The organism is Antribacter gilvus (assembly GCF_003946865.1).
GTDB classification, from domain to species: Bacteria; Actinomycetota; Actinomycetes; order Actinomycetales; family Cellulomonadaceae; genus Antribacter; species Antribacter gilvus.
The window spans coordinates 444,834-457,363 of the sequence record NZ_QXTH01000001.1; the positions used below are offsets into that span (position 1 = coordinate 444,834).

The 12,530-nt window shown below is 73.4% G+C and carries 11 protein-coding genes; 4 read left to right on the forward strand and 7 right to left on the reverse strand.

Annotated elements, in window-relative coordinates; genetic code table 11:
- The first annotated feature begins 5 nt into the window (after positions 1-5).
- Positions 6-611, forward strand: a complete 606-nt coding sequence (locus D1350_RS01915) for a GrpB family protein (RefSeq protein WP_125773288.1) — start codon at positions 6-8, stop codon at positions 609-611.
- A gap of 37 nt (positions 612-648) precedes the next feature.
- Here D1350_RS01915 and D1350_RS01920 read toward each other — a convergent pair whose 3' ends face one another.
- From D1350_RS01920 to D1350_RS01935, 4 genes are all read right to left on the reverse strand, one after another.
- The gene (locus D1350_RS01920) at positions 649-1,965 is read right to left on the reverse strand and encodes an alpha/beta fold hydrolase (protein ID WP_125773290.1); all 1,317 of its coding nucleotides are present in this window, start codon (positions 1,963-1,965) and stop codon (positions 649-651) included.
- A 129-nt stretch (positions 1,966-2,094) separates the two neighbouring features.
- Positions 2,095-3,609 carry a glycerol kinase GlpK gene (gene glpK, locus D1350_RS01925; RefSeq protein ID WP_125773292.1) on the reverse strand — a complete coding sequence of 505 codons (1,515 nt, stop codon included), beginning with the start codon at positions 3,607-3,609 and terminating at the stop codon, positions 2,095-2,097.
- Between the two features lie 72 nt (positions 3,610-3,681).
- Complete coding sequence (locus D1350_RS01930) at positions 3,682-4,413, reverse strand: MIP/aquaporin family protein (protein WP_125773294.1); 732 nt, start codon at positions 4,411-4,413, stop codon at positions 3,682-3,684.
- 124 nt (positions 4,414-4,537) lie between these two features.
- Complete coding sequence (locus D1350_RS01935; RefSeq protein ID WP_125773296.1) at positions 4,538-6,283, reverse strand: glycerol-3-phosphate dehydrogenase/oxidase; 1,746 nt, start codon at positions 6,281-6,283, stop codon at positions 4,538-4,540.
- 94 nt (positions 6,284-6,377) lie between these two features.
- Here D1350_RS01935 and D1350_RS01940 point away from each other — a divergent pair, with 94 nt between their 5' ends.
- Entirely contained in the window at positions 6,378-6,923 is a 546-nt protein-coding gene (locus D1350_RS01940) for an amino-acid N-acetyltransferase (RefSeq protein WP_125773298.1), read from the forward strand.
- An 89-nt stretch (positions 6,924-7,012) separates the two neighbouring features.
- On the opposite strand, the gene D1350_RS01945 is transcribed toward D1350_RS01940, so the two are convergent.
- Positions 7,013-7,912 carry an HhH-GPD family protein gene (locus tag D1350_RS01945; protein WP_420807790.1) on the reverse strand — a complete coding sequence of 300 codons (900 nt, stop codon included), beginning with the start codon at positions 7,910-7,912 and terminating at the stop codon, positions 7,013-7,015.
- Positions 7,913-8,192: 280 nt separating this feature from the next.
- Between D1350_RS01945 and D1350_RS01950 the strand changes: the two genes are divergently transcribed.
- The gene (locus D1350_RS01950) at positions 8,193-8,942 is read left to right on the forward strand and encodes a hypothetical protein (RefSeq protein ID WP_125773300.1); all 750 of its coding nucleotides are present in this window, start codon (positions 8,193-8,195) and stop codon (positions 8,940-8,942) included.
- Between the two features lie 42 nt (positions 8,943-8,984).
- Here the strand turns inward: D1350_RS01950 and disA are convergent, their stop codons facing one another.
- Together disA and radA are read right to left on the reverse strand one after the other, a co-directional pair.
- On the reverse strand, positions 8,985-10,070 hold the full coding sequence (gene disA / locus D1350_RS01955) for a DNA integrity scanning diadenylate cyclase DisA (protein ID WP_125773302.1): 1,086 nt from the start codon (positions 10,068-10,070) through the stop codon (positions 8,985-8,987).
- A gap of 53 nt (positions 10,071-10,123) precedes the next feature.
- A complete protein-coding gene (gene radA / locus D1350_RS01960) occupies positions 10,124-11,680 on the reverse strand; it encodes a DNA repair protein RadA (protein ID WP_125773304.1) in 1,557 nt (518 codons plus the stop codon).
- A 139-nt stretch (positions 11,681-11,819) separates the two neighbouring features.
- On the opposite strand from radA, the gene D1350_RS01965 reads away from it, so the two are divergent.
- The gene (locus D1350_RS01965) at positions 11,820-12,530 is read left to right on the forward strand and encodes a hypothetical protein (RefSeq protein WP_125773306.1); all 711 of its coding nucleotides are present in this window, start codon (positions 11,820-11,822) and stop codon (positions 12,528-12,530) included.

The window sequence follows — 12,530 nt, forward strand, 5'->3', positions numbered from 1 at the left end:
GGCTGATGCCGACGCCCGCCGAGATCACGGCCTTCGACCCCTTCGAGCCCCCGGAGGGGGCGAACCCCTGGGTGGTCCGCCCGTCGCCGGCCGAGACGATCGACGTGGTCGAGCCCGACCCCGCCTGGTCCGCCGCGTACGAGCGGCTCGCCGCGACGATCCGGACCGCGCTGGGCGACGCCGTCCTCGACCTCGACCACGTCGGGTCCACCTCCGTGCCGGGCCTGCCCGCCAAGCCGCTGATCGACGTCGACCTGATCGTCGCGGACTCGGCCGACGAGCCGGCGTGGCTGCCCGCACTCGAGGCGGCCGGCTTCGTGCTCACCGTGCGCGAACCCTGGTGGTACGAGCACCGCTGCCTCAAGTTCCCGGAGCCGCGGTGCAACCTCCACGTGTTCGGCCCGGGTGCGGCGGAACCCGTGCGGCACCGGATGTTCCGGGACTGGCTGCGGGCGAACCCGCAGGACCGGGACCTCTACCGCGACGCCAAGCTCGCGGCCGCCGCGGCGTCGAACGCGGCCGGCGAGCACGTGATGGAGTACAACGCGCGCAAGGAGCAGGTGATCCGTGAGATCTACGGGCGGGCGTTCGCGGCGGCGGGCCTGCTCTAGCCTTCAACAAGCGACCTGGTTGTTGAAGGCTATGGCGTCAGCGGCGGGGGCCGCCCCGCGCGTCCAGGCGGGCCAGGAGCCGGTCCAGCACGTCGCCCAGGCGCAGGCCGTCGTGCTCGAACTCGTTCGTCACCCACGCCTCGGCGTTGCCCACGTGGGCCGCCGTCTCCAGGGAGAGGCCCGCGTCGACGAACATGTCGTCGAAGTAGACGGCGGCCTCGACCGGCACCTCGTTGGCCGCCAGCACGTCCAGGTCGTACAGGTCGCCCCAGCGGTCCCACGCCGCAAGCTCCTCGGCTGCCCCCTCGAACGGCCGCAGCGCCGCCGTCTCGCGGAACATCCATGGATAGATCATCTCGCCCGTGAGCAGCAGCGGGCGGGCGCCCTCCGCGAACGCCGGGTCGTCGTCGCGCACGGCCTGCGCCGACCACGCCGTCGGGCCCGTGTGCGACTGGGCGTAGATGCTCTCGTGCAGCACCGCGTACAGGGGGTTCGTGGCGAACGACGTCTCCGTCGCCACGGAGGCGAGGAACGTGTCGGTGAGGTCCTCGCCCGAGTCCGCTGAGCCGTCGTCGGGCGCCGTGTCGAAGGCCTCGTCCACGATCCAGTGGATCCGCTCCGGGCCCGGCTTCATGCCCAGGTCCATGCCCAGCGACTGGAAGCGGCGGACGGGGAGGGCGTCGCCATCGGGGAGCCGGACGTCCCCGGCGGCGAGCCGGTCCGCGATGCGGGCCAGGCGGCCGGCGACGTGCGGGTAGCGGGTCCGGAGGCGCGCGTTCTTCGTGACCACCCGCGGCTGCGTGCGCTCGTAGACCTCGCGGGCGCTCGCGGACAGGCCCGGGAGGCCGCCCGTCACGAGGCACGCGTCGAGGGCCTCCGGGGCGCGCGACAGGTACGTCATCGTGATGAACCCGCCGTACGACTGGCCGAGGGTGGTCCAGCGGCGCCCGTCGAACAGGGTGCGGCGCACGTGCTCGGCGTCGGCCACGACCGAGTCGGCGCGGAAGTGCGTGAGGTATTCGGCCTGCTCCTTCGCGGTGCCGAGGGCCGCCAGGGTGCGGCCCCGGACCGCCGTCGAGCGTCCGGTGCCGCGCTGGTCCAGGAGGATCACGCGGTACCGGCGCAGCGCCGCGCCCAGCCAGCCGTCCGGGCTCGTGGGCCGCGGGCCCTTGCCGCCGGGGCCGCCCTGGAGGAAGACGAGGAGCGGCAGGTCGTCGTGCCGGCGGGCGGGGTCCACGACCTCGCGGGCGAGGACGCTGAGGTGGCGCGGGTCGGCGTCGTCCCACCAGTCGAGGGGCACCTCGAGGTGGTGGTCGGTGACGTGGACGCCGGGGAGGGTGTAGCTGAGGGGCACGGACCAACGTTAACGGGGCTGACGCGGAGAAGTCCGGTTCGAGAACGCCATCAGGTACCGCCTCCGCGGGGGAGGCGATACCTGATGGCGTTCTCGAACCGGACTCCGGGCTGAACCGGCCCGCCCCGCCTACTGCGTGTCGGCGTCGACCCAGTCGAAGGTCTTCGTCACGGCCTTCTTCCAGTTCCGGTAGAGGCGGTCCCGCTCGTCGGCGTCCATGTTCGGCGTCCACCGCTTGTCCTCGGCCCAGTTCGCGGTGACGTCCTGCTCGCCCGCCCAGAAGCCCACGGCGATGCCGGCGGCGTAGGCAGCCCCCAGCGCCGTGGTCTCGGCGACCTGGGGCCGCACCACGTCGACGCCGAGCTGGTCGGCCTGGAATTGCATGAGCAGCTCGTTCGCGACCATGCCGCCGTCGACCTTGAGCTCGGTGAGCGTGACCCCCGAGTCGAGCGACATCGCCTCCACGACCTCGCGGGTCTGGTAGGCGACCGCCTCGAGCGCGGCCCGCGCGATGTGGTTGCGGTCCACGAAGCGGGTAAGGCCCACCAGGGCGCCGCGCGCGTCGGGCCGCCAGTACGGCGCGAACAGGCCGGAGAACGCCGGGACGAAGTACGCCCCGCCGTTGTCCTCGACCTTCCGCGCGAGGTACTCCACGTCCGGTGAGTCGGTGAACATGCCCAGGTTGTCGCGGAGCCACTGGACCAGCGACCCGGTCACCGCGATGGAGCCCTCGAGGGCGTAGATCGCGGGGGCGTCGCCGATCTTGTAGCAGACCGTCGTGAGGAGCCCGTTCTCCGACGGCACCTTCTCCGTGCCCGTGTTGAGCAGCATGAAGTTGCCGGTGCCGTACGTGTTCTTCGCGGTGCCGACCTCGAAGCAGGCCTGCCCGAACGTGGCCGCCTGCTGGTCGCCGAGGATGCCGGCGATGGGTACGCCCGGCACCATGCCGCGCTCGCGCCCGTTGCCGTACACCTCGGACGACGACGCGATGCGGGGCAGCATCGACATCGGGATGCCCATGTCGGCCGCGATGTCCTCGCGCCACGACAGGGTGTCGAGGTCCATGAGCATGGTCCGCGAGGCGTTCGTGACGTCCGTGACGTGCACGCCGCCGTCGACCCCGCCGGTCATGTTCCACAGCACCCAGGCGTCCGTGTTGCCGAACAGGAGGTCGCCCCGCTCCGCCTTCTCGCGCGCACCCTCGACGTTGTCGAGGATCCACTTGACCTTGGGCCCGGAGAAGTACGTCGCCAGCGGGAGCCCGACGATGGCCTTGTACTTGTCGCCGCCCTCCGACCCGCCGAGCTCTTCGACGATGGCCTGCGTGCGGGTGTCCTGCCAGACGATCGCGTTGTAGACGGGCTGGCCCGTGGTGCGGTCCCACACCACCGCCGTCTCGCGCTGGTTCGTGATGCCCACGGCGGCGATGTCCGTGTGGTTGAGGTTGGCTCGCGTCAGGGCGATGCCGACCGCCTCTCGCACGTTGTCCCAGATCTCCACCGGGTTGTGCTCCACCCAGCCGGCCTTGGGGAAGATCTGGGCGTGCTCCAGCTGGCCGGTCGAGACGATCGTCCCGCCGTGGTCGAACACGATCGCTCGCGAGCTCGTGGTGCCCTGGTCGATCGCGAGTACGTAGTCAGGCATCGGTTCTCTCCTTGATCAAGACTTCGTTGTCCGTGCAGCCGTCGTCCGGCACTGTCTGGGTGTCCGGGACGGCTAGAAGGCCGCGCTCGCGACGAGCCCGCCGAGGGCCCCGCCCACCAGCGGGCCCAGCACGGGGACCCACGAGTACGCCCAGTCGCTGCTTCCCTTGCCGCGGATCGGGAGCAGGAGGTGGGCGATGCGCGGCCCGAGGTCGCGGGCCGGGTTGATGGCGTACCCCGTGGGCCCGCCGAGGCTCGCGCCGATCCCGGTCACGAGGAGGGCGGCGGCGAGCGGCCCCATGTCGCCCGGCCAGTTCGCGAACGCGAGGATGACGAACACGAGCATGAAGGTGCCGATCACCTCGGTCACGAAGTTCCACGTGTACGACCGGAGCGCCGGGCCGGTCGAGAACACGCCGAGCTTGATGTCGGCCGGGGCCTCCTGGTCGAAGTGCGGCTTGTACGCCAGGAAGGCGAGGACCGCACCGGTGAACGCGCCGGCGAGCTGCGCCACCATGTAGGCGAGCACGTTCACGAAGCTCACGGGGATCTCCGGACCCAGCTCCTCGGCTCCCGACGCCACGATGCCGAGGGTCACCGCCGGGTTGATGTGTGCGCCGGAGGCGAACGCCACGAAGACGCCGGCGAACACCGCCAGGCCCCATCCGAAGTTGATGAGGAGCCAGCCGCCCCCGTAGCCCTTGGTGCCGGGCAGGATGACGTTCGCCACCACGCCCGCACCGCCCAGGAGCAGGATCATGGTGCCGAGAAACTCCGGCACCATGATGTCGGTCAACACGTTCATCTCGGTCTCGCTCTCTGCCGACGGCCTTGTCGGCGTCCGTGCCGCACCCCCGGCCCTGGTCCAGGCCCGTGAGAGTGCGCGAGGTGTTCTGTTGTGTCGTGCGTGTTGCGACGTTCCCCGAAGGTCACGCCCGCAGCGGCTGCATGGCCGCAACGTCCTGTGCGCGCAGGCGCAGCTTCTCGGCGGCGCCGTCGTCGGGCGCCTGCTCCGCGGCGAGCTCTGCCTCGATGCGGGACCGCCACGCGTCCGTCTCCGTCCGGACCGTCGCCTCGTCCCAGCCGAGCAGCGGAGCCACCACCTCGGCGACCTCGTCCGCGGCGGCCGCACCGCGGTCGCGCACCTCGTAGACGAGGCGCGTGCGGTGGGCCAGCAGGTCCTCGAGGTGCAGCGCGCCCTCGTGCGTGACCCCGTAGTGGACCTCGGCCCGCAGGTACGCGGGCGCGTTCTTCAGCGGTCGGGCGAGCGTCGGGTCGACCTCGCAGAGCTCGACGATCTCGGTCAGGTTGGCGCCGTACCGGTGCAGCAGGTGGTCCACCATGGGCGGCGCCCACCCGTACCGCTTGGCCCAGGTACGTGCCTGACGCTGGACCGCGCGGAGGCCGACGGCGCCCGTGAGCGGGATCTGGTGCGTGATGCTGGGCAGGGCGGCGGACCGCTGGCCGATCGCGAAGTCCACGGCGTCCTTGGCCATGATCCGGTACGTGGTGAGCTTGCCGCCGGCGATCACCGTGAGCCCCGGCGTGGGGCTGGCGACGGTGTGCTCGCGCGACACCTTGGCGCTGCTGGTCCCGGCCTTGGTGCCGGGCTGCAGCAACGGCCGCAGGCCGGCGTACGTGCCGAGCACGTCCTCGCGGGTGAGCGGGTGCGCGAGCACGGCGTTGGCGTGGTCCAGCACGTAGTCGATGTCGGCCGACGTCGCCACGGGGTGGGTCGGGTCCAGGTCCCACGGGGTGTCGGTGGTGCCGATGATCCAGTACCTGCTCCACGGGATGACGAACAGCACGCTCTTCTCGGTCTGCAGGATCAGGCCCACGTGCCCGCGGATGCGCTCGCGGGGCACCACGAGGTGCACCCCCTTGGACGCGAGCACGTGCAGCCCGCCCTCGCTCCCGGCGAGGGCCTCCGTCTCCTCGGTCCAGACGCCGGTGGCGTTGAGCACCGCGCGGGCGCGCACCGTGATCTCGCGGCCCGTCTCCAGGTCGACGAGGACGGCGCCGTTCACCGCTCCCGTGGGCCCCTGCGTCAGGGACACCACCTGGGTGCGGCTCGCGGCCTGCGCGCCGTAGCTCGCGGCCGTGCGGACCAGGGTGGTGACCAGGCGCGAGTCGTCCACGGAGGCGTCCCAGTACTGCACGGCGCCCACCGCCGCGTCGTGCGCCAGGTCGGGGAACTTGACCTCCATCTGGCGCTTGCTCAGGTGGCGGTGGAACGGCATCGGCCGACGGCCGGGGGTCAGCGTGGCGAGCACGTCGTACATCGCGATGCCCGCGCCCACGTAGGCCCGCTCCCAGACGCGGTGCTCCAGCGGGTAGAGGAACGGCACCGGCTTCACGAGGTGGGGTGCGAGGTCCCGGAGGAGCAGGTCACGCTCGGTGAGCGCCTCGTGGACCAGGTTGAAGTCGAGCATCTGCAGGTAGCGGAGGCCGCCATGGACGAGCTTGCTGCTGCGGCTCGACGTGCCCTGCGACCAGTCCTGGGCCTCGACGATCGCCGTGGAGAGGCCGCGGGTCACGGCATCGAGCGCGATTCCGGCCCCCGTCGCACCCCCGCCGACCACCAGTACGTCGAGCTCCGCCGACGGGCTGACGCTCGCCTCGAGCGCCGCCAGGGCCTGAGCCCTGGACTCTGCGGTGAGCCGGGTGGTTGCCATGGGTTCACGTCACCACGCATTCGTGCTTATGGCAAGAGTTGGGACGCGTGTCGCAAAGCGCAGTCGGCGGCTACCTCCGGCGTAGGGTGACGCCGTGGCTCCCGACCCGACCGCGCCCGTCGTCCGCCCTGCCCTGCCGGCGGACGTGCGCGCCATCAGATCCCTGGTCGACCCCTACGCCGAGCGCCGCATCCTCCTCGCGAAGGAGATGGTGGGCTACTACGAGGCGGTCCAGGAGTTCCTGGTGGCCGACGCCGGGACCGGGCCCGACGCCGGGACCGGGCCCGACGCCACCCGGGTGGTCGGGTGCGGCGCCCTCCACGTCATGTGGGACGACCTCGCCGAGATCCGCACCCTCGCCGTGCACCCGGACTGGCGCGGCCGACGCGTGGGGCACGCTCTGGTGGACGGGCTGATCGCCCGTGCCCGGGCGCTCGGCCTGCGCAGGCTCTTCTGCCTGACGTTCGAGGTCGACTTCTTCGCCCAGCACGGGTTCGAGGAGATCGAGGGGACGCCCGTCTCCCCGGAGGTCTACGCCGAGCTGCTGCGGTCCCACGACGACGGCGTGGCCGAGTTCCTCGACCTCGCCCGGGTCAAGCCCAACACCCTCGGCAACTCGCGGATGCTGCTGACCCTCTGACCCTGCGCCGAGGTAGTGCCTTCGTCGGACGAGGTGACTATCTCGGCGCTCCCGTCGCGCCGAGGTAGTGCCTTCGTCGGACGAACGCACTATCTCGGCAGGTGGTAGCGGCCCGCCTCGTCCTGCTCGGCGAGGCCGTCCTCGATCAGGCCCGCGACCGCCCGGCCGAGCTGGGCGGGGTCCGGCCAGACGTCGTCGAGCAGCGCCCGGTCCACGGGGTGGTCGGCCCTCCGGAGGACCGCCATGACCCGGCCCCGCGCCTGGCGGTCGGTGCCCGCCCAGGCCTGGGTCCGGCGTCGGGCGGCGTGGGTGTCCGGCGGGGACCCGGCCGCACGCCAGGCGCACTGGTTCACGACGGGGCAGGCGTCGCAGCGCGGCGCCCGGGCGGTGCACACGAGCGCGCCGAGCTCCATCGAGGCGGCGGCCCAGCGGGCGGCGTCGTCGTCCGCGGCGGGTGCCAGGGTGGTGGCGAGCGCCCGCTCGGCAGCGGTGTACGACGGCGCGGGCAGCGCCGTCCCGCCGAACACGCGCGCCACGACGCGGCGCACGTTGGTGTCCACCACGACCGACCGGCGCCCGAACGCGAACGCCCGCACCGCAGCCGCCGTGTACTCGCCGACGCCGGGCAGGGCCAGGAGGTCGGCCTCGTCCTCGGGGACCACGCCGCCGTGCCGCTCCACGACAGCCCGTGCGCACTCCTGCAGGCGCAGCGCGCGCCGGGGGTAGCCGAGCCGGTCCCACGCGCGCAGCACGTCGGCGGTGGGGGCCTCGGCAAGGTCGGCCGGGGTGGGCCAGCGCTCGAGCCAGGCCTTCCAGGCGGGCTCGACCCGGACGACGGGCGTCTGCTGCAGCATCACCTCGCTGACCAGGACGCCCCAGGGGGTGCGGTCGGCGGCCCGCCAGGGCAGGTCCCGCGCGGCACGGGCAAACCACCGCACGACGGCGGAGCGCACCTCCTGCTGCGTAGCCTCGGCGTGGGTCGCGGTCACGAAGACCTATCTTCCCCGGTCCGGTGCCGAGCCGGGTCCACTCTCTCGGCGGGCGCCCGTCTCGGCGGACGGCGGCGCGGCACACCGAGGTGCGACGTCGGCCGACGTACCGTGGGTCCTTGCGGCGTCGCCGCACGTCAGCAGAGGTCGCACGGGCAGGGAGAGGCAGAGCAAGGTGGTCGTTGCACCGGACCGGACGCCTGATCGGAGGCACCCGGCGGATCCAGGACACCACGGGGTCCCGGCGGGTGGTACGCGGCGGCGGAGGCTCGCCCGCACGGTGGTGGTCCTCGTCGCCCTCGTCGGTGTCCCGGTCGTCGCGTGGGCGGCCTGGCCGGAGCCCGAGCCGCCGATCGTCTCGGACAAGGTGCACCCGCCGGAGCCGCTGAACCTCACCGGTCCCGCCGAGCGGTGCGTCGCGAGCGACCTCGACGTCAGCCTCGCCGCAGACCGGACGGCGTTCGGCCCGGGCAGGCCCGTGACCTTCACCGTGACGCTCGAGAACACCGGTCGCGTGCCCTGCCTCGTGGACGGGGCGGACGTCAGCAGCGCTGTCACCGTCTACGCCGCGCCGGGGCCGGAGGGCGGGGAGCGTGTCTGGTCGTCCGCCGACTGTGCCCCCGCGGACGAGCGGCTCCTGCTCCTCGGCCCGGGTGACGCGGACCCGCCCCGGACGGTGCGCTGGTCGGACGTGCGGACCGTCCCCGGGTGCGCGGGCGGCCAGCCCGAGCTCGTCGCCGGCGACTACGTGGCGCAGCTGACCTTTGCCGACGTGCCGGGAGCGGTGAGCGAGCCGGTCACCGTGACGTACGAGGTCCCGGAGCCGACGCCGGAGCCGACGCCGACGGGCCCGGCCGCTGATCCGGCGGCTACCGGGACGCCGCCGACGGACCCCGCCGCCCCTGGGGCGAAGGCCCCGACCGACCCGGGCACGCAGGCTCCGGGGGACCCGGGCACGCAGGCTCCCGTGGACCCCGGTGCGAGGGTGCCGACGGAGCCGGGCACGAAGGTACCGGCACCCACGCCGTGACGCGGCAGCCGCTGCCGGTCTGACGGGTCGGACGCTGACGGCTCAGACGTAGCGCTCGAGGATGCTCGACTCCGCGAGCCGGGACAGGCCCTCGCGGATCGTGCGGGCGCGCTGCTCGCCCACGCCGTCGACGGACATCAGGTCGTCCACGCTCGCGGCGAGCAGCTTCTGCAGCCCGCCGAAGTGCGAGACGAGCCGCTCCACGATGGACGCGGGGAGGCGCGGAACCTTCGACAGGAGCCGGAAGCCGTGCGGCGCCACGGCCGCGTCGAGCGCGTCCCCGCCCCCGGGGAGATCCAGAACGCGGCCGATCTGACTGAGGTCGAGGAGCTGCTGCGAGGTGAGGGCGGCGAGGTCCCGCTGCACGTCGGCGAGGGTGCGGTCCTTGCGGCCCAGCACCACGTAGTCGCGGATCACGAACTCACGGTCGGCGCCCACGTCGCCGATCAGCTCGTCGAGCTGGAGGGCGAGCAGGCGGCCGTCGACGCCGAGCTCGATCACGTAGCCGGCGATCTCGTCGGAGATCCGGCCCACCATCTCGAGGCGCTGCACCACGGAGCAGACGTCACGCACCGTGACGAGGTCCTCGATCTCCAGCGCGGACAGCGTGCCCGACACCTCGTCGAGGCGCGCGCGGTACCGCTCGAGGGTGGCGAGGGCCTGGTTGGCGCGCCCGAGGATCGTGTCGGAGTCCTCGAGCACGTGCCGCAGGCCCCCCACGTACAGGGCGACGATCCGCATGGACTGGCTCACCGAGATGACGGGGAAGCCGCTCTGCTTGGCGACGCGCTCGGCCGTGCGGTGTCGCGTCCCCGACTCGGTGGTCTCGATGGTGGGGTCGGGGAGCAGCTGGACGGCGGCCCGGCGGATGCGCGTGGCGTCGCGGTCCAGGACCACGGCCCCGTCCATCTTGGACAGCTCGCGCAGACGCGTGGCGGAGAACCCGACGTCCAGCACGAAGCCGCCGGAGCACATCTGCTCGACGGTCTTGTCGAGGCCGAGCACGATGAGGGCACCGGTACGGCCTCGGAGGATGCGTTCGAGACCGTCGCGGAGCTCGGTACCAGGCGCGACGGCGGCCAGGGTCTCCCGGAGCAGCTCGTCAGGGGGCGAGAGGGATTCGGCCACGACGAAATCTTACGCTGTGCTTCAGTTCACAAGCCCTTCGTTTCACGTGTTGTTCACGGTACGGGCCGGAGCCCACCTCGTCCGGGCCCCTGGGGCCGGTCTCGGACCGGGTTCGGCTCGCTCTCCGGCGAGGTCCGCGGGGCCTTGCCCTCGGCCTTGCCCGCTCCGCCGCCGGAGCTGCCGGGACCGCGCGAGAGCTCCACGGCCTCGGCGATGTGGCGGGCCTCGAGCAGCTGCAGGCCGGCGGGCGCGCGCACCCCGGCACCCGCCGGGACCACGGCCCGCGCGAAGCCGAGCCGCGCCGCCTCGGACAGCCGGCGCTCCAGCCCGGTGACCGGCCGGAGATCACCCGACAGCCCCACCTCGCCGATCGCCACGGTGCCCGTGGGCAGCGCCTCGCCGGTGCGGGCGGACACCAGGGCGAGCGCCGTCGCAAGGTCGGCCGACGGTTCCGTCACGCGCGCCCCGCCGATCGTGGACACGTAGACGTCCTGGTCGGCGAGCCGCAGGCCGGCGTGCCGGTGCATCACGGCGAGGATCATCGCGAGCCGGCTGGAGTCCACGCCGCTCGTCGCCCGGCGCGGGTTCGCGAGCGGGCTCGGCGCCACGAGCGACTGGATCTCCAGCGCGAGCGGGCGGCGGCCCTCGAGCGTCACGGTGACGCACGAGCCGGGCACACCCGCGCCGGAGTGCGAGAGGAACAGCCCGCTCGGGTCGGACAGCCCGACGATGCCGTGCTCCGAGAGGTCGAAGCAGCCCACCTCGTCCGTGGGCCCGTAGCGGTTCTTGACCGCCCGAACCATGCGGAGCCGTGAGTGACGGTCGCCCTCGAACTGGCACACCACGTCGACGAGGTGCTCGAGCGTGCGTGGCCCGGCGACCGTGCCGTCCTTGGTCACGTGCCCCACGAGCAGCACCGGGACCTGGCGCTCCTTGGCCACGGCGATGAGCGCCGCCGCCACCTCACGCACCTGGCTGACGCCGCCCGGGGCGCCGTCGACCTGCGCGGACGCGATGGTCTGCACCGAGTCGACGATGAGCAGGTCCGCGTCGGACGCCTCGACGTGACCGAGCACCGTCGCCAGGTCGGTCTCGGCCGCGAGCAGGAGCGTGGGGGCGAGCGCGCCGATCCGCTCGGCCCGCAGCCGGACCTGCCCGGCGGACTCCTCGCCGGTGACGTACAGGACGGTGCGCGGCGTGCCGGCCGTGGCCACGCGGGTGCCGGTGCTCGCCGAGGTGGGCGCCGTGACCCCGAGGGCGAAGTTGCTGGCGACGGCGAGCAGCAGGGTGGACTTTCCGACGCCCGGCTCGCCGGCGAGCAGCACGACGGCGCCCGGGACCAGCCCGCCGCCGAGGACGCGGTCCAGCTCGCCCACGCCGGTGGGCGTGGCCCGGGCGGCCTCGACGTCGATCTCGCCGATGGGCAGCGCGGGCGAACGGGTGGGCGTCACCGCGGTGGTGCGCGGGCCCGCCGCCGCGGGCCCCTCCTCGGAGACCGTGCCCCAGGCCTGGCACTCCCCGCAGCGCCCTACCCACTTGACGGTGGTCCAGCCGCACTCGGTGCACCGGTAGGCGGGGCGCGAGGAGCGCTTGGAGGTGGTGGTGGTCACGCGGGGGACGGTACCCGCCGCCACCGACACGGTCGCGTCGGCGCGGGGAGGGCGCGCCTGCACGGTGCGTCCCCCGGCTCGGCATAGAGTTCGTGGCGACCGTCGGCGACCGCCGGCGGCGGACGAGCGGGAGAGGACGATGACCGACCAGCGTGTCCCGCTGCAGTCAGGCAGCACGCCGCCGGACGGGCCGGACAGCTCCAGGCCCAGCTACCTCGGCGACGACTACCGCACCCCGGTCGACCGTGTCCACAGCCGCGTGTCCCCGGCCGTGTACCGACGCCGTCGACTCGTCGTGGGGGTCCTCGCCCTCCTGCTCGCCGTGGCGCTCGTCCTGGTCGCGGGCCTCGTCTGGCCCGGCTTCTGGCGGGCGGAGGCCGAGCCTGAGCCGCTCCCGACGGTGACCGCCACGGCCCCTGCGCCCACGCCCACCGTGCAGCCGATGGCGCGCGCCGCCGAGGAGACCGCCTTCCAGAAGGCGCTCCCCTCCGCCGTGCTCGCGTACGCGCTCCTCTCGCAAGCGGCCTCCGAGCCCACGCTCGACGCAGGCGCCGTCGAGGCCTGGACGGCCGTGTACGGCGACGGCGCACAGGAGATCACCGTCGTCGCCGGGCAGTGGGCCTCGCCCGAGGACGCCACCGCCGCCGCGGACGCCTTCCGGGCAGCGGCAGGCGAGGCGAGCGCCGAGGGCGACGTCCTCGTCGGCGAGGAGGTGGTGGGCACCTACGGCATCACCCCGGGCCCGACGCCGGACACCTCCGTCGTGACGTGGCGCAACGGCACCGCGGTGCTCCAGGCGACCGGCCTGGCCGACGCCATGGAGGCGTTCTACGCGGCGTTCCCCCTCTGA